This window comes from Bradyrhizobium sp. ORS 285 (assembly GCF_900176205.1).
Lineage (GTDB): Bacteria > Pseudomonadota > Alphaproteobacteria > Rhizobiales > Xanthobacteraceae > Bradyrhizobium.
The window spans coordinates 3,744,522-3,767,048 of record NZ_LT859959.1 but is presented as its reverse complement, the minus strand read 5'-3'; the positions used below and the strand labels follow the sequence as shown (position 1 = coordinate 3,767,048).

19 protein-coding genes are annotated in these 22,527 nt (G+C 65.1%); 12 read left to right on the top strand and 7 right to left on the bottom strand.

The annotated features are described in order from the left end of the window. The first annotated feature begins 148 nt into the window (after positions 1 to 148). Positions 149 to 3,859 (top strand): DUF3971 domain-containing protein, encoded by a 3,711-nt coding sequence (locus BRAD285_RS16925; RefSeq protein ID WP_006614833.1) that lies wholly within the window; start codon positions 149 to 151, stop codon positions 3,857 to 3,859. 242 nt (positions 3,860 to 4,101) lie between these two features. Here BRAD285_RS16925 and BRAD285_RS16920 read toward each other — a convergent pair whose 3' ends face one another. Beyond that, on the bottom strand, positions 4,102 to 4,917 hold the full coding sequence (locus BRAD285_RS16920; protein ID WP_006614832.1) for an oxidoreductase: 816 nt from the start codon (positions 4,915 to 4,917) through the stop codon (positions 4,102 to 4,104). A 33-nt stretch (positions 4,918 to 4,950) separates the two neighbouring features. Then, complete coding sequence (locus tag BRAD285_RS16915) at positions 4,951 to 5,739, bottom strand: SDR family oxidoreductase (protein ID WP_172889781.1); 789 nt, start codon at positions 5,737 to 5,739, stop codon at positions 4,951 to 4,953. Positions 5,740 to 5,834: 95 nt separating this feature from the next. Here BRAD285_RS16915 and BRAD285_RS16910 point away from each other — a divergent pair, with 95 nt between their 5' ends. Further along, positions 5,835 to 6,413: a TetR/AcrR family transcriptional regulator gene (locus tag BRAD285_RS16910; RefSeq protein ID WP_006614830.1), complete on the top strand. Its 579-nt coding sequence runs from the start codon at positions 5,835 to 5,837 to the stop codon at positions 6,411 to 6,413. Positions 6,414 to 6,634: 221 nt separating this feature from the next. On the opposite strand, the gene BRAD285_RS16905 is transcribed toward BRAD285_RS16910, so the two are convergent. Then, positions 6,635 to 6,880 carry a DUF2274 domain-containing protein gene (locus tag BRAD285_RS16905; protein ID WP_063828211.1) on the bottom strand — a complete coding sequence of 82 codons (246 nt, stop codon included), beginning with the start codon at positions 6,878 to 6,880 and terminating at the stop codon, positions 6,635 to 6,637. A gap of 282 nt (positions 6,881 to 7,162) precedes the next feature. Here BRAD285_RS16905 and BRAD285_RS16900 point away from each other — a divergent pair, with 282 nt between their 5' ends. Further along, positions 7,163 to 7,645, top strand: coding sequence for an SH3 domain-containing protein (locus tag BRAD285_RS16900; protein ID WP_006614827.1), 483 nt, complete (start codon positions 7,163 to 7,165; stop codon positions 7,643 to 7,645). 33 nt (positions 7,646 to 7,678) lie between these two features. On the opposite strand, the gene BRAD285_RS16895 is transcribed toward BRAD285_RS16900, so the two are convergent. Both BRAD285_RS16895 and tyrS read right to left on the bottom strand, forming a co-directional pair. Continuing rightward, on the bottom strand, positions 7,679 to 8,941 hold the full coding sequence (locus BRAD285_RS16895) for an MFS transporter (protein WP_006614826.1): 1,263 nt from the start codon (positions 8,939 to 8,941) through the stop codon (positions 7,679 to 7,681). A gap of 56 nt (positions 8,942 to 8,997) precedes the next feature. After that, positions 8,998 to 10,251, bottom strand: a complete 1,254-nt coding sequence (tyrS, locus tag BRAD285_RS16890; protein ID WP_006614825.1) for a tyrosine--tRNA ligase — start codon at positions 10,249 to 10,251, stop codon at positions 8,998 to 9,000. 197 nt (positions 10,252 to 10,448) lie between these two features. Here tyrS and BRAD285_RS16885 point away from each other — a divergent pair, with 197 nt between their 5' ends. Next, positions 10,449 to 11,552, top strand: a complete 1,104-nt coding sequence (locus BRAD285_RS16885) for an anhydro-N-acetylmuramic acid kinase (RefSeq protein WP_006614824.1) — start codon at positions 10,449 to 10,451, stop codon at positions 11,550 to 11,552. Between the two features lie 80 nt (positions 11,553 to 11,632). Next, a complete protein-coding gene (locus BRAD285_RS16880) occupies positions 11,633 to 12,307 on the top strand; it encodes a glutathione S-transferase family protein (RefSeq protein WP_006614823.1) in 675 nt (224 codons plus the stop codon). 192 nt (positions 12,308 to 12,499) lie between these two features. Here the strand turns inward: BRAD285_RS16880 and BRAD285_RS16875 are convergent, their stop codons facing one another. Together BRAD285_RS16875 and BRAD285_RS16870 are read right to left on the bottom strand one after the other, a co-directional pair. Continuing rightward, positions 12,500 to 13,147 carry an alpha/beta hydrolase gene (locus BRAD285_RS16875; protein WP_006614822.1) on the bottom strand — a complete coding sequence of 216 codons (648 nt, stop codon included), beginning with the start codon at positions 13,145 to 13,147 and terminating at the stop codon, positions 12,500 to 12,502. A 260-nt stretch (positions 13,148 to 13,407) separates the two neighbouring features. Next, on the bottom strand, positions 13,408 to 14,427 hold the full coding sequence (locus tag BRAD285_RS16870; RefSeq protein ID WP_244563592.1) for a LytTR family DNA-binding domain-containing protein: 1,020 nt from the start codon (positions 14,425 to 14,427) through the stop codon (positions 13,408 to 13,410). A gap of 224 nt (positions 14,428 to 14,651) precedes the next feature. On the opposite strand from BRAD285_RS16870, the gene BRAD285_RS16865 reads away from it, so the two are divergent. From BRAD285_RS16865 to BRAD285_RS16835, 7 genes are all read left to right on the top strand, one after another. Further along, positions 14,652 to 15,851, top strand: a complete 1,200-nt coding sequence (locus tag BRAD285_RS16865) for an acyltransferase family protein (protein WP_006614820.1) — start codon at positions 14,652 to 14,654, stop codon at positions 15,849 to 15,851. Positions 15,852 to 15,897: 46 nt separating this feature from the next. Further along, positions 15,898 to 17,061 (top strand): cysteine desulfurase family protein, encoded by a 1,164-nt coding sequence (locus BRAD285_RS16860; RefSeq protein WP_006614819.1) that lies wholly within the window; start codon positions 15,898 to 15,900, stop codon positions 17,059 to 17,061. 83 nt (positions 17,062 to 17,144) lie between these two features. Beyond that, positions 17,145 to 18,641, top strand: coding sequence for a Fe-S cluster assembly protein SufB (sufB, locus tag BRAD285_RS16855; RefSeq protein ID WP_006614818.1), 1,497 nt, complete (start codon positions 17,145 to 17,147; stop codon positions 18,639 to 18,641). A 119-nt stretch (positions 18,642 to 18,760) separates the two neighbouring features. Then, a complete protein-coding gene (gene sufC / locus BRAD285_RS16850; RefSeq protein ID WP_006614817.1) occupies positions 18,761 to 19,513 on the top strand; it encodes a Fe-S cluster assembly ATPase SufC in 753 nt (250 codons plus the stop codon). 23 nt (positions 19,514 to 19,536) lie between these two features. Beyond that, positions 19,537 to 20,859 (top strand): Fe-S cluster assembly protein SufD, encoded by a 1,323-nt coding sequence (sufD, locus tag BRAD285_RS16845; protein WP_006614816.1) that lies wholly within the window; start codon positions 19,537 to 19,539, stop codon positions 20,857 to 20,859. Beyond that, positions 20,856 to 22,103: a cysteine desulfurase gene (locus tag BRAD285_RS16840; RefSeq protein WP_006614815.1), complete on the top strand. Its 1,248-nt coding sequence runs from the start codon at positions 20,856 to 20,858 to the stop codon at positions 22,101 to 22,103. Before sufD ends, BRAD285_RS16840 begins: the two co-directional genes overlap by 4 nt. After that, complete coding sequence (locus tag BRAD285_RS16835; RefSeq protein ID WP_006614814.1) at positions 22,100 to 22,471, top strand: SUF system Fe-S cluster assembly protein; 372 nt, start codon at positions 22,100 to 22,102, stop codon at positions 22,469 to 22,471. The genes BRAD285_RS16840 and BRAD285_RS16835 overlap by 4 nt, the downstream gene beginning before the upstream one ends. Positions 22,472 to 22,527 lie beyond the last annotated feature (56 nt).

The window sequence follows — 22,527 nt, the reverse complement described above, 5'->3', positions numbered from 1 at the left end:
AAGCGCGACGGGATCGACGGAGGACGCGGCCGATGCGGGCGAGCAGCGGGCGCACTCCGTGAACGGTCGGGGCCACATCGGCGACCAATCTGGCTGGGGCCAGATTGTCTCCACAGGATCGGACACCAGGGGCCAGCACCGAGAGGCAATGGCAAGACAATCATCACCCCACCGGCCCCATCTGCAAGCGGACACCCAGGGCCAACAGTGGGATGAGGCCGACTGGGATGTCGCCGATCAGCATTTGGCCGATCAGGATCAGTACGAAGACGCAGCCAAGCATGACGATTCGAGCGCACAACGCGCGCATCGCCTGCTGTCGGGCGCGCCTGCCGATCCGACCGCTGCCGGCCAACTCGGTTCACGCCGGCCGCGCCGGCGGTGGCTGCGGCGAGTCGCGGTCTCCTGCTTCGTGCTGCTGCTGATCGTGGCGGTCGGCTTCGGCGGGTTGTGGCTGCGGCTCGGTGCCGGTCCGATCAGCCTCGATCTGGCGACGCCGTGGCTTGCGGCGGCGATCGAGGACAATATCGGCCATGGCAACACGGTCGAGGTGGGCGGCACGCAGATCGAGCGCGCGGGACGGATCCGGGTTGCGGTCCGCATCCGCGACATCGTCGTGCGCGACCAGGATCACGCGGTCGTCGCCAGCGCGCCCAAGGCCGAGGTGCGGCTGTCGGGCGCCGCGCTGCTGATGGGGCAATTGCGCGCCGAAAGCCTCAAGCTGGTCGATGCCGAGCTCGCGATTCGGATCACGCCCGACGGCACCGTCACGGTGTCCACGGGCGAGACCGCCAAGCCGCTGGCGACCGGCGTCGCCTCCAAGCGTGATGCGGGCCTGCCGCCGACCTTCCCACGGCCGGGTCAGGCGTCTGCGCCGCCGCCCGGTGCACCCCAGGCTGCCTCGCCGCAGGCGCCGGCAAATCCAACCGCTGCGCCCCCCGCGGGCGCCCAGTCCGGCCTGCTGGCCGGGCTCGACTGGCTCGACAGCCTCAGCCTCACCGGGCTCGATGGCCAGAACCTGAACGAGATCGGCCTCAAGAACGGCGTGCTCACCGTCGACGATCAGCAGCGCGGCAACAAATGGACGTTCGAGAACATCAGCCTGAGCCTGCGCCGGCCGTCGGGCGGCGGCGTCGCACTAAGTCTCGGCGAGGAGGGCGCCAAGCCGTGGTCGCTGCGCGTCCTGGTCGGGGCGCCGGCGAACGGCGTGCGCGCGATCGAAGTCAAAGCCGACAAGGTCTCGACCAGCAACATCCTGCTCGCGCTGCGGCTGAAGGATCTCACCTATATGGCGGATCTGCCGCTCACCGGTGAGGTCAAGGGCGAACTCGCGCGTGACGGATTGCCGACCTATCTGCGCGGCAAGATCAACATCGGCGCCGGCAACATCATCGACACCGATACGCCCGACTATCCGATGGCGATCGATTCCGCCGAGCTGAACATGGAGTGGGATGCCGGCCGCCGCGTGCTGGTCGCTCCGTTCAAGGTCATCTCGGGCGCCAACCGCGTCACGCTCAACGCCAATCTCGAGCCGCCGAATGACGCGGTCAATGACTGGCGGCTGAACCTCAGCGGCGGCACCATCCTACTCGGCGCGATCGCTAACGATCAGCCGCTGATCTTCAACCGGATCTCGATCAACGTTCGCTTCGACACCGAAGGCAAGCGCGTGCTGCTGACGCAGGCCGAAGTCTCCAACGGCGAGATCGGCGTCGCCGGCACCGGCAGCATCGACTATGCCGGCGAGCCCAGGCTCAAGCTCGGCTTCGCCGCGACGCCGATGCCGGCGCTTGCGATGAAGCGGCTGTGGCCGGCGCTGATCGTGCCGGAGGTCCGGGCCTGGATGATCGAGCGCATCGAGCGCGGCAACGTCCAGCGCATCGACATCGCGGTCAATTCGCCGACCCGCAACCTGCCGCGCAAGGGCCCGCCGATTCCCGACGACGGCCTCGACGTGAATGTGGTCGCGACCAATGTGACGGTGCGACCTGTCGATGGCCTGCCGGCGGTGCGCGACGCCGACATGAAGGCCCACGTCACCGGACGCACCGCGACGGTGACCGTCGGGCAGGGCGTCGCCGATACGCCTGCGGGGCGCAAGCTCAACTTCTCCGACGTTGTGTTCGAGGTGCCGGACATGGCGCCGAAGCCGTCGCCGTCCAAGGTGCGCATGCGTGTCGACGGTCCGGTCGCAGCGGCGGCCGAAATCCTGTCCTCGGACCGGCTCAACGATCTCTCGTCCTTTCCGATTGATCCCGCCCAGACCAAAGGTGAATTCAAGGCGAACGTCAATCTGGCGATGCCGGTCAAGGGCGAACTGACCAAGGCCGACACCAACTACACGGTCACGGCCGATCTCAACGGCTTCGCCGCCGACAAGCTGGTGATGAACCAGAAGCTCGAGGCCAACACGCTCAAGATCGTAGCCAATACACAAGGCTATCAGGTCAAGGGCGACGTCAAGATCAACGGCCAGCCGGCGACGCTCGACTATCGCAAGCCGAGCGAGGGTGACGCCGACATCAAGATGCAGGCGATCCTCGACGACGCCAGCCGCGCCCGGCTCGGCATGGATCTGGGCACCGCCATCAGCGGCAACGTGCCACTCAAGCTCAACGGCAAGATCGCAGGCTCGCCAGATCGCGACAGCCGGCTCGGCGTCGAGGCCGACCTGACCCAGCTCAAGCTCGACAATCTGCTGCCGGGCTGGGTGAAGAATCCGGGCAAGGCCGGCAAGGCGACATTCAATGTCGTGGCGAAGCAGCAATCGACGCGCTTCGAGGACATCAACATCGAAGGCGGCGGCGTCGCGATCAAAGGCTCGCTGGAGGTCGACCAGAACGGCGACCTGATGAATGCAAACTTCCCGACTTATTCGCCCTCGGAAGGCGACAAGACGCAGCTCAAGGCCGAGCGCGGCCAGGACGGCGTGCTCAAGCTGTCGATGCGCGGCGACGTGTTCGACGGCCGCGGCTTCCTGAAGACGGCGATCTCCGGCACCAACAAGGATGCCGACAAGAACAAGGCGCGCTCCAATCTCGACTTCGACGCCGAGGTCAAGCTCGGCGCCGTCGCCGGCTTCAACGGCGAGGCGCTGCGCAGCGTCGACGTCAAGCTGTCGCGGCGCGGCGGCGCCTTCAAGAGCTTCAACCTGACCGGCAAGGTCGGCCGCGACACGCCCGTCACCGCCGACATCCGCGTCGGCCGCGAGGCGCCGAGCGCCGATCCGCGCGCGCGCCGGCAGGGACGCGAGGTGATCTATCTCGTGACCAACGACGCCGGCGCGTTGCTGCGTTTCGCCGACACCTATTCGAAGATGGCCGGCGGCGAGCTCGAGCTCGCGATGGAGCCGCCGACGGCCGACACCAGCCCCAAGGAAGGTCTCGCGATCGTCCGTAACTTCACGGTCAGAGGCGAGCAGGCGCTGGACCGCGCCGCCTCCGGCGCCACGCAGCAAGCCTCGCAAGGCATTGCCTTCACGATGCTGCGCGCGGAGTTCACCCGGCAGAACGGGCTGCTCTCGATCCGCGATGGCGTCGTCAAGGGGCCGACGCTCGGCCTGACCATCGAAGGCAGCATCGACTACAACGTCAACCAGGTCCGCGCCTCCGGCACGATCGTGCCGCTGTACGGGCTGAACAACATGTTCAACCAGATCCCGATCGTCGGCCTGTTCCTTGGCGGCAGCAACGAAGGCCTGTTCGGCGTCACCTACGAGGTCGTCGGCACGCCGAGCCAGCCTGTGGTGCGCATCAATCCGATCTCGGCCATGCTGCCGGGCGTGACGCGCAAGATCATGGACTTCAACACCGGCAAGCAGCCATACCCGCCGGCCGAGCTGCCGCCGAACAATTGACGCAACTGGCGGCTTCGCGGCGGGGGGCTGAAGCCGCTTCTTTCGATGAATGCTCCGGCAGCGAGACCGATGAGCCTCGGGCTCTACGAACTGCCAACCAGCGCATGGCGCAGCACAAGCCCTCAGCCTGCTTGGCGGCGAAGTGGAGCGGCGGATGCTATTGCTCAAAGTCCGACGCTTGGTCCCCCTGTGGTTGTCGGCTGGGTTTGCCTTCGGCGCCTTCGCCACGGTCTCGGAGTTTACTAGACCGGCAGACCAAACTGCTTGCGCAAGCTCTTGTCAAACAGCCCGGCGGGCACGAACCGACGTGCAAAGCTTACTTGCCTCGCGGCCTTCCCGGCCGGATAGCGGCGCCTTGGGCGTGCGGCTGTTGCAGCCATAACTACGGTATCGGCGACCACCTCCGGGGGGTCTCCAATGGTCATCGCCTGCTGGACGAGCTTGTCCATGCCGGCCCGGGCATCGTCGTATTCTTTCAACATGGTGTCCGGCTTGAGGGCAGCCTGATCGAAGGAGCTTTTGGTAAAGGCCGGTTCGATCAGCGTCACGCGGACACCGAACGCGCGGGTCTCGTGGTCAAGCGACTCGGAATATCCTTCGACCGCGTGTTTGGTCGCGCCGTAATGTGCCGAATATGGCGCGGGCAAGAAGCCGAGGACCGAGCTGATATTGACGATATGTCCACCACCGTTCTTCCGCATCGAGGGCATAACGGCATTGGTCATGCGGACGAGGCCGAAGAAGTTGACCTCGAACAGAGACTTTGCCTGCGTGATGGATGACTCCTCGGCCCCACCAAATAGGCCGAGACCAGCATTGTTCACCAGAACATCGATCCGACCGGTCCGTGACAATACCTCGGAGACGAGCTCATTGACCGATGTGTCATTCGTCACATCGCACACCAGCATGGTGACCTGCTTCGGCCCAGTATCAATTGCCCGACGGCTTGTCCCGAATACTGTGAACCCCGCCCGCGCCATCGCCTCAGCGGTGGCTTTGCCGATCCCCGAGGAGGCTCCGGTCACGATTGCGACTTTTCCTGATTGCATTCTCATTGTTTCACCACGGGCTTAGTCAGTTTCGTGCTGTCAAGCGGCGGGTTGATAGCGCTCGGCCGGTTCGGTCTGCGCAAAATTAGGCAACATCATCTGGCGAGCGGCGTCGAAGGCGCTCCACTGGGAGGCATCGGGCAGCGGCGGGATGGTCACGGGTTCACGGCGGTCGAATCCGACCAGCGCGGCATCGACCAACTTGCTCACCTCCATCACGCCGGGGAGCGTATCGACGTCGACACCGATATGCTCCCAGATCTCGGTGCGGGTTGCGGCAGGTAGCACCGCCTGGACATAGACCCCTTTGGGCGCCAGTTCGATACTAAGTCCCTGAGAGAGGAACAGCACGAACGCCTTAGTCGCGCCGTACACTGTCGCACTCATTTCCGGAGCGAGACCGACCACCGAGGCGAGATTGATGATCGCGCCTTCTCCGGCCTCGGCAAGGCGCAGGGCGACGGCGTTGGCGAGCCTGGTGACGGCTGTGACGTTGAGCGCGATCAGTTTGGACAAGTCCTCACCGTGTTGCCTCAGAAAGCCACCTTGAATAGCTGTGCCGGCATTGTTGACCAGCACCCCAATGCGCGCATCCTCGCGCAGACGTTGCTCGATCCTGGCAAGGTCTTGCGGGTCGGTGAGGTCGGCAGGCACCACATCCACATAGACACCGGTTTCGCTTCGGAGGCGCTCGGCCAGCGCGCCCAAACGCGCGGAATTGCGCGCAACCAGCACGAGGTCGTGGCCGCGGCGTGCAAAACGATCGGCGTACACGGCACCGATCCCTGTCGACGAGCCAGTCACGAGGACGGCAGGCTTCATGCTCAAGAGAGTGCTCCCTGACTTATAAATGATGGTCATCATATATATAGATACATGATGGTTGTCATGTATAATGTCAATCGGAATCTGAGGAGACGACGATGAGGGTGAGCCGGCAGCAGGTCTTGGAGAACAAGCGAACCATTATGGAAGCCGCGGGCCGGCTGTTCCGCGCGCGTGGGTTCGAGACCGTTACCGTGACTGACGTCATGAAATCAGCCGGGCTGACGCACGGCGGGTTCTACAGCTATTTCAAGTCCAAGGATGATCTGATCGCCCAGACCTTGGCCGAGCTACAGGGGGGAACCGAGCCGCTCACCGCCGATCTTGCGACCCTTGGGGAGCAATACCTGACACTGGAGCACCGAGACAATTTTGCGTGCGGCTGTCCGGTTGCCGCGCTCGCGTCAGAGACCATCCATCAACCCGGCGGAGCCCGTGCTGAGATGACAGCGGGGCTCAAGCGTCAAATCGATCGCCTCAGTCAGGTGGCCCCAGGCTCGGATCAGGCCCATAGGCGCCGTGCCGCGATCGGCAGTTGGGCCGCGATGGTGGGCGCCCTGATCTTGGCGCGCATGAGCGATGATCGAGAGTTATCGGAAGAGGTTCTTAGTCAGACACGAGAGTGGCTCGCCGCGCAGGACCGGAAAGGGCGAAACCCCTGCGGCGGCAGCTCGTGAGAATATGGATTTTCGGCAAATGGCCACACGCCGGCTGTTCGTGCCAGCCGCTGTGGACGTCCGCCCTCCGCCCGTTGCAGCCGTTAGGACAGCGAAGCTGATCGTTTGTCTTGGGTCATTGCTTCCCCTTCAGCCTCTGCAGCGGTCACGCATGATCGGCCGATCCTGGTTTTCCGTCGTAGGCCATCCTCTCCATCAGAGTTTTTCCACCGGCAAGAGCGTCAAGCCGAGTCGCCGTTGCCCTGTGTAGTGTCGTGTTCCGGACCCGGCACGCCAGCGTCCCGTTGGCGACCTCGTCGCCGCGCGCCGTGTGCTTTGCGGCTGCCGTAGCCGCGATCCGAGCGGATGAAGGCCTCGACCATATGCGGGATCAGGGCCGCCGCCCCGACAGGCTCATAAAGGCGGCTGTATTCCGCCGCGTGCTCATCGAGTTCCGGTTTGAGCGGCTCGGGAAGAGTGATCGCCATGCGCACTGTCCCGAGCGGCCCTGGAGAAACCCCAGTCAGAGGTGCCCACGCCATCCCGTATCGATCGCGCTCTGGCATTCGTGGGGACGGCCGCCGTTGTGGCGCGGGGACGCGCGGCCTGTCAGCCGACCGGCGGCAGCGCGGCAAGCCATCCGTCAGTCTGCCGTAACTCTCCGACGGTTAATGGCCCGCATCTCATCGGCTGCCATCCGGAGAGACATCCAGCGGGTCACGCTCTGACCGCGTCAAGTGGCAGACGGATGACCTACAAGGAGTTGCTATATGAAGATCACATCGCTTTTCCGTCTTGTCGCGCTGCTGGTCGTCCTCGGCCCGAGTGGCAAGGCTGCGGCGGCCAGCTTTGAAGGCTATGCTGGGGTCAATCTCAACGTTCGCTCTGGGCCGAACGTGCGTTTCCCGACGGTCGGCGTTCTCGGAGCAGGCTCGCCGCTGACGATCCATGGCTGCCTGACCGGCTACACCTGGTGCGACGTCAGTGCCTCCGGATTCCGTGGCTGGGCGTCGGGCGCCCTCATTCAGTTCAGCTACGAGACGCGGCGCGTCTATGTTCCGGCCTGTGCGCCGCGCGTCGAGATGCCGATCGTGACGTTTCACATCGATACGTACTGGCGCGACTATTACCGCGAACTGCCGCTCTACGGCGACTTGCCGCGGTGGGTCGACTATCATTGGGACGAAAACAATCCGCCGCCCGGCTGGCGAGACAATTGGGATGATGATTATTCCGGCCACGACGACGACTGATACGGATGGATCCTCGACGTCGTCTCCGAAGCATTACGATCGCAGCGCAGGAACGACGAGGAACGGGATCATGCCGATGACGACGCTGACCAGTGCCAGCAGGATCACCGCGTCGTAGCCGTGCGTGAGGTCGTGGATGACGCCGCCGCTCCACGATCCCAGCGCGGAGCCGAGGCCGCTGCCGATCGTGATGGTGCCGTAGATCGTGCCGAGCCGCTTGCCGCGGAAGATCTTCATCGCGGTCGCTGATAACAGCGGGCCGCGCGAGCCGATCATGCTGCCGAAGCAGACGACGAAGCCGGCGAGCAGGAAGATGTTGGGCCAGAATTGCAACGCCCATAGCATCAGGATGCCCGCGATCGACACCGCGTAGGAGAACAGTACCGATGGCCTGCGCCCGATCAGCCCGTCCAGCGCAGAGACGCCGAGCATGCCAAACAGCAGGACGACCCCGGAGAAGCCCCAGGCGGTGGCGGCCTGTAGCGGTGCAAAGCCGGCATCGATCAGATAGGCGACGACCTGCGGCGCGATCGCATACATGCCGATCGCGGTGAAGAAGAAGGTCGCAAACAGCGCCCAGAAGGCATGGTGGCGCAGCGCCCGCGCCAAGGTCCAGGCGTCGTCGGCGAGTTCATCTGTCATCGGCTTGGTGATGTGAGGCGCACCGGCGGCAAACAGCCGCCATGGCAGCAGCGCCAGCGGCACGAGCAGGAGGAAGGCCAGGGCACCGAATAGTTGATACGCGCTGCGCCAGCCGATGGCCTCGATCACGAGCTGTGAGCCCGGCAGCAGGATCAGCACGCCGGCCCCGGTCGCCGAGTAGATCACGGCCATGGCGGTCGGCAGCTTCCTGCCGAACCATCGGCCGAGCAGGATGGAGTTGGGCACATTGCCGATCAGCGCAATGCCGGTACCGACGCACAGGCCGATGCTGAGCTGGAACTGCCATAGTGCCTGCGCATGCGCGGCGGCCGTGAAGGCCGAACCCAGTAGCAGGAGGCCGAGCGCAAACACGGCGCGTGGTCCGGAGTGGTCGAACAACCGCCCGATGGCAGGCGCGGCAAGGCCGCCGGCCAAGGCGGTCATCGAATAGATCGAGACCACCTCAGAGCGGTCCCAGCCAAAGCTGTCGGAGATCGGCTTGAGAAAGACTGTGAAGCTTTCGCCGAGCCCGCGGCCGAGCACCGACAATGCGAAGCACAGGCTCAGCACGACGAACGCGGTCCGCCGCGCTCTGGTCGGCGGGATCGGCGTCTCCTCGACTGGCGCTGGCTCTGGCGGCGCGCTGATCGTCATGGCTGTCAGGGAGCGCTTTTCGGCGCGCCCTGACAAGCAGGCAAAAGCGAATGCGGCTATGCAGGCTTGACCAGCACGTGACGCTTCTTGCCGAGCGACAGCTTGATCACGCCCTCGCTGGTCAGGTCCTTGGACGTCAGCGCCATCTTCTCGTCGGTGACCGCGACGTCGTTGACGCGCAGGCCGCCGCCCTTGATCTGGCGCCGTGCCTCACCGTTGGAGGCGACGAGGCTGGCTTTGACGAAAGCGTTGAGCACGCCGAGCCCGGCGTCGAGCTCACTCTTGGCGACCTCGACCGTCGGCAGGTTCTCGGCGATTGCGCCTTCCTCGAAGGTGCGGCGCGCGGTCTCGGCCGCGGTGCGCGCGGCCTCCTCGCCATGCAGCAAGGTCGTCGCCGCATCCGCCAGCGCCTTCTTGGCCTCGTTGATCTCGGCGCCCTGGAGCGCTCCGAGCTTCTCGATCTCCGACAGCGGCAGGGTCGTGAACAGCTTGAGGAACTTGACGACGTCGGCGTCCTCGGTGTTGCGCCAGTACTGCCAGAAATCATACGGACTGCACTGGTCGGCGTTGAGCCAGATCGCGCCCTGCGCGGTCTTGCCCATCTTGGCACCGGAGGCGGTGGTGAGCAGCGGCGTGGTGAGCGCGAACAATTGCTCGGTGCCCATGCGGCGGCCGAGCTCGACGCCGTTGACGATGTTACCCCACTGGTCGGAGCCGCCCATCTGCAGCCGGCAGCCGGTACGGCGTGAAAGCTCCACGAAGTCGTAGGCCTGGCAGACCATGTAGTTGAACTCGATGAAGCTCATCTCCTGCTCGCGCTCGAGCCGCAGCCGCACGGAGTCCATGGTCAGCATGCGGTTGACCGAGAAGTGCCGGCCGATGTCGCGCAGCATCTCGATCCAATTGAGCTTGGTCAGCCATTCGGCATTGTCGAGCATGATGGCGTCGGTGGCGCCGTTGCCGTAGCGCAGGACCTTCGCGAACACGCCGCGGATCGAGGCCTTGTTGGCTTCGATCTCGTCCACCGTGCGCATCGCGCGGGTCTCGTCCTTGCCGGAGGGATCGCCGACCATGGTGGTGCCGCCGCCCATCAGGGTGATCGGCTTATTCCCGGTCTGCTGCAGCCAGTACAGCATCATCATGGTCAGGAAGTTGCCGATGTGCAGCGAGCGTGCGGTGCAGTCATAGCCGACATAGGCGGTCGCCTGGCCCTTGGCGGCGAGCGCGTCGAGGCCCTCGAAATCCGAACACTGATGAATGAACCCGCGGCTTTGCAGCACGTTCAGGAAATCAGACTTGAAGCCAGTCATGGTCGGGCTGCTCTGAGCTTTTGTTTACGGTATTGGCCTGATGTCGCGGCCGGCTGCGGGAGGGTGGCTGCCGCCGGTCCGGGCGTTGTGGCATTATAGGACGCGCCGGGCTTGTACAAGGTCATGTGCAGGATGCCGGCGGGACCTCAAATCAGCCGCACTTCCGGGCGAGGCCGGGATTTTCAGGTTCGACTGCAATGATTCTGACCGCACTTGGCCTCATGAGTGGCACCTCGCTGGACGGGGTGGATCTGGCCTTAATCGAGACCGACGGGCGGCAGATCAAGAGCCTCGGTCCGTCCGGCTATCGGCCTTACAGCCCCGCTGAGCGCAGCCTGCTGCGCGAGGCGCTCGCCGATGCCGTGCAGATCGAGCGGCGCGAGGCGCGCCCGGGGCGGGTACGCGACGCCGAGCAGGCCGTGACATTGGCGCATGCCGAGGCGATCGCGGCGTTCCTCGCCCAGCACAGGCTGAAGCCCGAGGACATCGACATCGTCGGCTTCCACGGCCAGACCGTGCTGCACCGGCCGGAGCGACGCCTGACGGTGCAGATCGGCGATGCCGGCGCGCTCGCCAAAGCCGTCCATATCCCCGTCATGCACGATTTCCGTGCTGCCGACGTCGATTTCGGCGGGCAGGGCGCCCCCTTCGTGCCCGTCTATCACCGTGCGCTGGCGCAATCGCTGTCGCGGCCGGGGCCGATCGCTGTCGTTAATATCGGCGGCGTCTCCAACATCACCTATATCGACGGCGAGGACGTGCTGATCGCCTGCGACACCGGACCGGGCAATGCGCTGCTCGACGACTTCATGCACCGCACGACCGGGCAGGCGTTCGATCAGGATGGCCGCGTGGCGGAGCAGGGCACGCCGGACGAGGCGTGGATCGCGCGCGCGCTGGCGTTGCCGTTCTTCGCGCTGCCGCCGCCGAAATCGCTCGACCGCAACGACTTCGCTGCGCTGAAGCTCGGCGATATGAGCGCGGCCGACGGCGCGGCGACGCTGACGGCGTTCACGGCGGCCGCGATCGCGCGCATCGTGCCGCTGCTGCCCAAGCCGCCGGCGAGCTGGATCGTGTGCGGCGGCGGCGCACGCAACCACACCATGATGCGGATGCTGCGCCAGCGTCTCGCGCCGGCGAGCGTCGAGTCGGCGGATGCGCTCGGCTGGTCGGCCGATGCGATCGAGGCCCAGGCATTCGGCTTCCTGGCCGTCCGCGGCATGAAGGGGCTGCCGCTGAGCTATCCGACGACCACGGGCGTGCCGTTCCCGATGACCGGCGGGGTGATCGCGCGGCCCTGATCCATGCAGGTGCATCAAACTTGACAGTCAATGCAGATGCATCTAGTTTGATGCATCTGCATCAAACTGCCGGGGATGTCATGCCTGTTCTGAAGCTGATCAGCCACACGCTCTGCCCCTATGTGCAGCGCGCGGTCATCGCGCTCACCGAGAAGGGCATTGCCTTCGAGCGGATCGACATCGATCTCGCCAACAAGCCCGACTGGTTCCTGAAGATCTCGCCGCTGGGCAAGGTGCCGGTGCTGGTGGTGCCCACGCCGCAAGGCGAGGTGGCGCTGTTCGAGAGCAACGTGATCTGCGAGTACATCGAGGAGACGCAAGGCGGCGCGAAGCTGCATCCTGACGATGCGCTGGCCCGGGCGCAGCATCGGGCTTGGATGGAGTTCGGCTCGGCGATATCAGGCGATCTTTGGGGTCTCGAGACGACGCAGGATGCTGCCGTGTTCGCCGCCAAGCGCGAGGCGCTGATCGCGAAGTTCGCACGCGTCGAAGCGGCGCTGGGCGAGGGGCCGTTTTTCGCGGGTGCGCAGTTCAGCCTGGTCGATGCGGTGTTCGCGCCGATCTTCCGCTACTTCGATGTGTTCGATGGTTACGTTGATCTCGGTATCTTCGCCGCCACCCCGAAGGTTCGTGCGTGGCGCGATCAGCTGGCGCAGCGGCTGAGCGTCGCGGCCGCAGTCAGCAACGACTATCCGCAGCTGCTCCGCGCATTCCTGGCGCGGCACGATGCCTATTTGTTGAAGCAGGCGGCGTAGTTCGAGCGTGTGGCTGATAGTTCGTAGGGTGGGCAAAGCCGCAGATCGGCGCGAAGCGGCGATCGAAGGCGTGCCCACCGTTGGCTCCGCGCCGGCGGTTGGGAATGGTGGGCACGGCGCTTCGACGACCATCCGAGTCGATGGAGCGTCGGATGCGCCTTTGCCCACCCTACAGCAGCTATGCGCTTAGCCTCACCTCACATTAGCGAGCCGCATGTCCAGATAGGCCGTGATGGTCTCCATCAGCGGCTCGAGCTTGCCGTCGAAGAAGTGGTTGGCGCCGGGGATGACCTGCTGGTCGATCACGATGCCCTTCTGCGTCTTCAGCTTCTCGACCAGGGTGTTGACGTCCTTCGGCGGCACCACCGCGTCCTTCTCGCCGTGCACGATCAGGCCCGAGGACGGGCAGGGCGCCAGGAACGAGAAGTCGTAGAGATTGGCGGGCGGGGCGATCGAGATGAAGCCCTCGACCTCGGGGCGGCGCATCAGGAGCTGCATGCCGATCCAGGCGCCGAACGAGAAGCCGGCGACCCAGCAGGCGCGCGCCTCGGGGTTGATCGTCTGCGCCCAGTCGAGCGCCGAGGCGGCATCCGACAGCTCGCCGGTGCCGTGGTCGAACGAGCCCTGGCTGCGGCCGACACCACGGAAATTGAAGCGCAGCACCGAGAAGCCGCGATGCGCGAAGGCGTAGTAGCACTGGTACACGATCTGATGGTTCATCGTGCCATGGAACTGCGGATGCGGATGCAGGATCATCGCGATCGGCGCGTTCTTCTGCTTCGCCGGATGGTAACGGCCTTCGAGGCGGCCGGCCGGACCGTTGAAGATGACTTCAGGCATCAGAGAATCCTTGGCAGAGCATCGACCGACTTCGTCCGTGCCTCATCTGGCGCCTCGCCGAAGACATCAGCTGGGGACATCAGCAGGAAAAGTGGTGATCGAGCGCCATCCGTTCGCTTGGACGGAGCAGCGCTGGCGTGACTGGAAGTTGGCCTTCTAGCATGGAGCGCGGGGCAAAAAGCAAGGATTTTCAACGCCCGGCGACGGGGAGAAGGGCTTCGAACCCACGTCGTCGGCGCGAGCCGCGCTTGCGCGCGAGATCAGCCCGTCCGCTCAGGATCTCCCTGCAGCTGGTTGAAAGTCTTGGAATTTTCCGCCTCCGGCGGAGCGGCGCCAGGGCTCGGTGCGGACATCTGCTCCAACTGCACCGCGGCGCTGCGATAGCGACGGCTGCCTTGGATGGACTGTCCGGTGTCGAAGGTCAGGCCAAAATCGCCTGATGGCAGCACCGAGAGCGCGGTCACCCGCGCGAGGTTGGCCAGCCGGCTGCGGTGGATGCGAACGAGCCCGAAACGAGCGAGCTCGATTTCGGCGGCCGAGAGCGTCCCGCGGATCAGGTGCTGGCGTCCGCCTGCCATGGTGTACTCGATATAATTGCCGGCCGACGCCACCCACAGGATCTCCGCCGGCGCAATCCGGGTCCGGCTCGTGCCATCACGCAACCAGAGGGCGGCCGGGACAGCCGTGTCGTTCTCCCGCTCCGGGGACACGCTCCGTGCGCTGCCGGCGTGGTAGCCGTCCCAGAGCCAGAGCGTGGTGCTGATGAGCAGTACCGTCATGATGTCCTTCCTGAACTCGTACAGCAGCGTCGGCCAGGAGAGATTGAAATCGTAGCTGCCGCCCACAGTCCAGATCAGCAGCTTGCGCAACGCCACCATGCCGAGCATGTGCAGCGCCGAGAAGGCGAGGAGAGCTGCCGCGGCGAGGATCGCGCGACGGACGATACCAGATGAGCCGCGAATCGATCGGACGGTCGCCACCAGCAAGGGCGCCAGCAGAATGACGAACAGAATGCTCGTCAATTCGAACAGCATCGGCTTTTCGAGGTCGTAGGCGGCGCCTCGCCGGAAGGCATCGTGGGCTGATGAAAAGGCGTTGATGATGCCGATGCCGACGGATAGCGCGGCTGTCGTCGCATAGAAGATCCGATCGTTCGGACGCAGGATCAGATCATTGATCTTGTTCATGGGACCGCACCCGCCATTCTCCAGGCGAGCGACGATATCACCATGTCGCCTGGTCGGCAGCATGGGGCTTGCCGCGTCCCCGGCCGCCGACACGTCGCATCGCGATCACTGCAGTCGCCCCGACTATCACCCAGTCACCGCTGATCCCGCGATGACCACCGCTCGTCCCCGGTGGCGGCTTTTCATCCCGCGGGCGGGCGGGCCGATCCCAAACCGGCTCGACTTCGGTCGCTTGGCTTGCAGATTGCGTGTCGGACATCTCAACGCAGCGCCGGCGCGACGATCACACCCGCGTCCGGCCCAGGAAGGCGATCATTATGTCGGCATCCCAACCATACTCGCCCTCGGAGCGGCGCATCGATCTTGACTGGGTCCGGATTGGCGCCTTCGGCCTGCTGATCCTCTACCACGTCGGCATGCTCTACGTATCCTGGGGCTTCCACATCAAGAGCGACCATCGGCTGGTCTGGCTGGAGCCAGTGATGCTGCTGGTCAACCCGTGGCGGCTGTCGCTGCTGTTCCTGGTCTCCGGCGTCGCGACCCGCTTCATGCTCGGCAAAAACCACCGGAGGGCGCTGCTCCGCGCGCGCTCGGCCCGGCTGCTCATTCCGCTCGTCTTCGGCATGCTGGTGATCGTGCCGCTGCAGTCCTATGCGCAGGTCATCGAGAGCGTCGGCTATTCCGGCGGCTTTCCTGACTTCTACCTTCGGCACTATCTCAGCTTCTCCGTGCAGTTTTGCCCGGGGCCCTGCATCATGATGCCGACCTGGAACCATCTCTGGTTCGTGCTCTATCTCTGGGTCTACACCGCGTCCGTGATCGGCGTGCTGGCCATCTGGCCGGCGCTGGCGGAGCGGCTCGGCGCGGGGCTTGGCGCCGTGCTCCGCGGGCCTTGGCTGTTGATCCTGCCGTGCCTTCTGTTCGTTGCCTGGCGGGTGGTTCTGTTCCCGCTGTTTCCGTCGACCCATGCACTGCTGGGCGATTGGTACGATCACGCCGACTATGCGACCTCCTTTCTGATCGGCTTCCTGCTGGCCAGGGATGAGACTGTGTGGGCCACGCTGGAGCGGTGGCGCTGGGTTGCGCTGGCGGCCGCGGCCGGTGTCTTCACGGTCTTCCTCTCGATCCGTGCGGGCTTCGGTCTGACGCTCGCGCCGCTGCCGACGCTCAAGACGATCGCTGGTGTCGTCTATGGCTGCTATCAATGGCTGGCGATGGCTGCGGTGCTCGGGATGGCGCGGCGCCTGGTCACGGCCGATGGGCCGGTGCGGCGCTATCTCACGGATGCGATGTTTCCCTATTACATCGTGCATCAGACCGCGATCATCATGATCGCGCACGCTCTGCAGGGCAGCGGCCTCTCCGCCGGGCTGGAAGCGGGGATCATCATGGCGGGCACTGTCGCCACCTGCGTTGTTACCTACGAGATCGTGAGGCGGGTCAGCTGGCTGCGGCCGCTGTTCGGGTTGCGGATGGGGACGAACGCGCCGGTGAAGGCCGTTCAGCAGTCGGCCTGAGATGCGGTTCCGATTGGCGCGGTCGCACAAGGTGGTAAGAGAGGCCATGCCGGATCGCGTCTATCTCGACTGGAATGCCACCACGCCGCTGCGGCCCGAGGCGCGCGCGGCGATGCTGGCCGCGTTCGATCTCGTCGGCAATCCGTCGTCGGTGCACGATGAAGGCCGCAAGGCGCGGCGGATGATGGAAGAGGCCCGCGCGGCGATCGCCCGCGGCCTCGGCACGGTCGCACGCCGCGTCGTGTTCACCTCCGGCGGCACGGAGGCCAATACGCTGGCCTTGAGCCCCGGGCTGAAGGCGCCGGCCGGACCGGTGGAGCGGCTGCTGGTCTCGGCGGTCGAGCATGCCTCGGTGCTGGCCGGCGGCCGGTTTGCGCCGGAGGCGGTGCAGATAATCCCGGTCGATCGGTCCGGCGTGGTCGATCTCGGCCGGCTGGCAGCGCTCCTGGCCGGCGGTCCGCCGGCGCTGGTCTCGGTGATGGGGGCCAACAACGAGACCGGCGTGCTTCAACAGGTTTCGCAAGTCGCTGAGATCGTCAGCCAGGCCGGCGGCCTGCTGCATGTCGACGCGATCCAGGCGTTCGGCAAAATTCCTCTCGATATCAACCAGATGGGTGCAAATCTTGTGACAGTCTCTGCGCACAAGATCGGAGGCCCCAAGGGTGTCGGCGCGCTGGTGCTGGGCGCCGGGGTCGAGGACGTCATCCCGGTCCTGAGGGGCGGCGGCCAGGAGCGGGGGCGCCGCGCCGGAACCGAAAATCTGGCTGGGATCGCCGGCTTCGGCGCCGCGGCGGGCGCGGCTCTGGCGGGACTTGAGGCGGATCTCCCCCGGCTTACGGCGCTCCGCGACAATCTGGAGACCGGCCTGCGTAAGACGGCCGGCGTTACCGTCTTTTCGTCCGATGCCCCGCGGCTGCCCAATACCACGCTGTTTACGGCACCCGGGCTGAAGGCCGAAACCGCCGTGATCGGCTTCGATCTTGAAGGTATTGCAGTATCTTCCGGTTCGGCCTGCTCCTCGGGGAAGGTTCAGGCCTCGCACGTGCTGGAGGCCATGGGCGCCAGTTCCGCCGCCGCCCAGGGAGCGGTGCGCCTCAGTCTGGGCTGGTCCACGACGTCAGCGGAGGTCGATCGGGCCGTCGAGGCTTGGCGAAAGCTGTCGATGACCCTACTTAAAGGACGTGACGAAACAGCGCTTGAGCGATTCTAAGGGCGTGATTTCGTCTGCGAAACGTCGTAAGACGGTTCCAGAGATGTCCACCGCGGTCCTTGAAACCGCGAGCGGAGGATGGAATGCCAGCCGTACAAGAGACGGTCGACCGCGTCAGGCGGATCGACGTTGACCAATATCGCTATGGATTCGAAACAGTCATCGAATCCGAGAAGGCCCCCAAGGGCCTGTCCGAAGACACGATCCGCTTCATCTCGGGCAAGAAGAACGAGCCCGCCTGGATGCTCGAATGGCGCCTGGAGGCCTATCGCCGCTGGCTGACCATGCAGGAGCCGACCTGGGCGCGCGTCGACTATCCGAAGATCGACTTCCAGGACCTGTACTACTACGCCGCGCCGAAGCCGAAGAAGCAGCTCTCCTCGATCGACGAGATCGATCCGGAGATCCTGAAGACCTATGAGAAACTCGGCATTCCCCTGCGCGAGGTCGCGATCCTCGAGGGCGTGGAGCCTGTGCCCGGCGCTGGCACTCCGGAGACGCGCAAGATTGCCGTCGACGCGGTGTTCGATTCGGTGTCGGTGGCGACGACCTTCAAGGAGGAGCTGAAGAAGGCCGGCGTGATCTTCATGCCGATCTCGGAGGCGATCCGCGAATATCCCGAGCTGGTGCAGAAATATCTCGGCAGCGTGGTGCCGACGTCGGACAACTTCTACGCCACCCTGAACTCGGCGGTGTTCTCCGACGGCTCGTTCGTCTACGTGCCGCCGGGCGTGCGCTGCCCGATGGAGTTGTCGACCTATTTCCGCATCAACGAGCGCAACACCGGCCAGTTCGAGCGCACGCTGATCATCGCCGACAAGGGCGCCTATGTCAGCTATCTCGAAGGCTGCACGGCGCCGCAGCGCGACGAGAACCAGCTGCATGCGGCGGTCGTCGAGCTGGTCGCGATGGACGACGCCGAGATCAAGTACTCGACGGTGCAAAACTGGTATCCTGGCAATTCGGAAGGCAAGGGCGGCATCTACAATTTCGTCACCAAGCGTGGCGACTGCCGTGGCGCCAATTCAAAGATCTCCTGGACCCAGGTCGAGACGGGATCGGCGATCACCTGGAAGTATCCGAGCTGCATCCTGCGCGGCGACAATTCGCGCGGCGAGTTCTACTCGATCGCGATCTCCAACGGCTTCCAGCAGGTCGACTCAGGCACCAAGATGATCCATCTCGGCAAGAACACGTCGAGCCGGATCATCTCCAAGGGCATCGCCGCGGGCCGCTCGCAGAACACCTATCGCGGTCTGGTGACGGCGCATCGGAAGGCCACCGGCGCGCGCAACTTCACCGCCTGCGATTCGCTCCTGATCGGCGACAAATGCGGCGCGCATACGGTGCCCTATATCGAGGCCAAGAACTCCTCGGCGACCTTCGAGCATGAGGCAACGACGTCCAAGATCTCCGAGGACGTGCTGTTCTACTGCATCCAGCGCGGCCTGAGCCAAGAGGAAGCAGTCGGGCTCGTCGTCAACGGCTTCGTCAAGGACGTGCTGCAGCAGCTGCCGATGGAGTTTGCCGTCGAGGCGCAGAAGCTGATTTCGATCAGCCTCGAAGGATCGGTCGGCTAAGGCCGCCTTCCGAGAGGGCCGCCGCGCGGCCTTCTCCAGCATCCGCTTTGTGAGCCTCGGTCCTTCGCGATGCGCCTGCGGCGCTCCGAGAGGACGAGGGACAGATAGAAGAGAAAACCATGGCACTACTCGAAATCAAGAACCTGCAGGTCCGCGTCGAGGAGCGCGAGATCCTTCACGGCCTGACGCTGACGATCGACGAAGGCAAGGTGCATGCGATCATGGGGCCGAACGGCTCCGGCAAGTCGACGCTGAGCCACGTCATCGCCGGCAAGCCGGGCTATGAGGTGACCGGGGGCGAGATCCTGTTCAAGGGCGAGGATCTCTTGGCGATGGCGCCGGACGAGCGCGCCGCCAAAGGCGTGTTCCTGGCGTTCCAGTATCCGGTCGAGATCCCCGGCGTCGCCACCATGACGTTCCTGCGCACCGCGCTGAACGCCCAGCGCAAGGCGCGTGGCGAGGAGGAGTACTCGACGCCCGACTTCCTGAAGAAGGTGCGAGAGATCTCCAAGCAGCTCAGCATTCCGCAGGACATGCTCAAGCGCGGCGTCAATGTCGGCTTCTCCGGCGGCGAGAAGAAGCGCAACGAGGTGCTGCAGATGGCGCTGTTCCAGCCGTCGCTCTGCATCCTCGACGAGATGGATTCCGGCCTCGACATCGACGCGCTGCGCATCGCGGCCGACGGCGTCAACGCGCTGCGCTCACCGGAGCGCTCGATGATCGTGATCACCCATTATCAGCGGCTGCTGAACTACATCGTGCCCGACGTCGTTCACGTGATGTCGAAGGGCCGCGTCGTGAAGAGCGGCGGCAAGGAGCTCGCGCTCGAGCTGGAGGCGTCCGGTTACGCCCAGTTCGAAGACGCGGCCTGATCGCTGGCCGGAATGGATCTGTGATGAACGTAGCTCTGGTCAAGAACGACAGCGGTCCGGCGGCGAGCAGCGTGTTCGCTGCCGCACAGGGCCGGCTGCCCGGCGCCGGCAAGGTGGCGGATGTCAGGCGCGAGGCCTTCGCGGCCTTCGAACGCACCGGCCTGCCACACCGGCGCATCGAGGAATGGAAGTACACGGACTTGCGCGCCCTGGTGCGCGAGGTGCTGCCGCTGGCCGGTGCGCCCGATGCGGCTGCATTGGCGAAGGCGAAAGCAGCAATCGCCCTGGTCGCGATCGACGGCGCGGCCAAGCTGGTGCTGGTCGATGGCGTGGTCGCAGCCGAACTGTCCGACCTCGCCGCGCTTCCGGCGGGCGTCACCGTGCGTACGTTGCGCGCGGTGCTGGACGAGGCCTCGAACGAGTCCCGCGGTGACCTGCTGCTGACCAAGGCCACCGATCCAATGCTGTCGCTGAACGCGGCGCTTGCGACCGATGGCGTCGTGGTCACGGTGGCCGATGGTGCCCAGTTGTCTGCACCGCTGCACCTGATCCACGTCGCCACGACTTCGAAGGCCGCACGCTACAGCCGCTCGCATGTGAAGGTCGGGCAGGGCGCTCGCGCGACGCTGGTCGAGACGTCCATCGCCGCTGATGGCGTTGCCGCCTATCAGGCCAACGATACGGGCGTGATCTGGGTCGGCGACGGCGCCCAGCTGTCGCACATCCGTCTGATGCGCGATGCCGCCGATGCGGTGAACATCTCCTCCGAGCTGTTCACGGTCGGCGCCAAGTCCAAGCTCAGCCTGTTCAACATGACCAGCGGCGGCGCGGTCAGCCGGCTGCAGGCGTTCTTCACGCTAGCGGGCGAATCCAGTGAGCTGATCGTTAACGGCGTCAACCTGCTGCGTGACAAGCAGCATGGCGACATGACACTGGTGGTCGACCACGCCGTGCCCGGCTGCACCAGCCGCGAGAACTTCCGCGCCGTGCTCGACGATCGCGCCCATTCGGTGTTCCAGGGACGCATCATCGTCCGCCCCGACGCGCAGCAGACCGACGGCAAGATGATGACCCGGGCACTGCTGCTGTCCGACGAGGCCGAGGCCGACTCCAAGCCGGAGCTCGAGATCTTCGCCGACGACGTCTCCTGCGGGCACGGCGCCACCGCCGGCGCGCTCGACGACAGCCTGCTGTTCTATCTGCGCGCCCGTGGCCTCCCCGAGAAGCAGGCGCAGGCGCTGCTGATCCAGGCCTTCGTTGGCGAGGCCATTGAGGCGATCGAGGACGATGGCCTGCGCGAGCGCGTGATTGCGACCGCCCAGGATTGGCTGGAGGGCCGCGCATGAGCACGCATCCGGCCGTTTCCAACGGGTCCTACGACGTCGCCCGCATCCGCGAGGATTTCCCGGCGCTGGCGCTCAAGGTCTACGGCAAGAAGCTGGTCTATCTCGACAACGCCGCCTCCGCGCAGAAGCCGCGCGCGGTGCTCGATCGCATGACGCAGGCCTACACCAGCGAATATGCCAACGTGCATCGCGGCCTGCATTATCTCGCCAACGCCGCGACCGAAGCCTATGAGGGCGGCCGCGAGCGCGTGACCCGCTTCCTCAATGCGCGGCGCAGCGAGGAGATCATCTTCACCCGCAATGCCACTGAGGCGATCAACCTCGTCGCGTCGTCGTGGGGCGGTCCGAATGTCGGCGAGGGCGACGAGATCGTGCTCTCGATCATGGAGCACCACTCCAACATCGTGCCGTGGCATTTCTTACGCGAGCGCCAGGGCGCCGTGATCAAGTGGGCGCCAGTCGACGACGACGGCAACTTCCTGATCGACGAGTTCGAGAAGCTGCTGACGCCGAGGACGAAGCTCGTCGCGATCACGCAGATGTCCAACATGCTGGGCACGCTGGTCCCGGTGAAGGAGGTCGTCCGGATCGCGCATGCGCGGGGCATCCCCGTGCTGATCGACGGCAGCCAGGCCGCCGTCCATCTTGCGATCGACGTCCAGGACATCGACTGCGACTTCTACGTCTTCACCGGCCACAAGCTGTACGGGCCGACCGGCATCGGCGTGCTCTACGGCAAATACGATCTGCTCGCCGCGATGCGCCCCTACAATGGCGGCGGCGAGATGATCCGCGAGGTGTCGCGCGATGTCGTCACCTATGGCGATCCGCCGCACCGGTTCGAGGCGGGCACGCCGATGATCGTCGAGGCGGTCGGGCTCGGCGCTGCGATCGACTACGTCAACTCGGTCGGCAAGGAGCGCATCGCCGCGCATGAGCACGACCTGCTCACCTATGCCCAGGAGCGGCTGCGCGAGATCAATTCGGTCAGGCTGATCGGCACCGCCAAGGGCAAGGGGCCGGTGATCTCGTTCGAGATGAAGGGCGCGCATGCGCACGATGTCGCCACCGTGATCGACCGCCAGGGCGTCGCGGTGCGCGCGGGCACACATTGCGTGATGCCGCTTTTGGAGAGATTCAACGTCACGGCGACCTGCCGGGCCTCGTTTGGCATGTACAATACGAGGGAAGAGGTCGATCAGCTGGCACAGGCACTGATCAAGGCGCGGGATTTGTTTGCATGACCGACACGGCCGAAGTCAAAACTCAGTCCGTCGAAACGCAGTCGGCGCTGCCGGCAGAGGAGACCGAGCGTCTCTCGGGTGAGATCATCGCCGCGTTGAAAACGGTGTTCGATCCGGAGATCCCGGCTGACATCTACGAGCTAGGCCTGATCTACAAGGTCGATATCAAGGACGATCGCAGCGTCGATGTGGTGATGACCTTGACGACGCCGAACTGCCCGGCGGCCGGCGAACTGCCGACCATGGTCGAGAACGCCATTGCCAGTGTCCCGGGCGTGGGTGTGGTGAGCGTCAACATCGTCTGGGAGCCGCAATGGACTCCGGACCGGATGAGCGACGAGGCCCGCCTCGTCCTCAACATGTGGTGAGGCACGAAGTTTGAATGGTGGGCGGGATTGATCCACCGCCGGGATTGACCAAATGA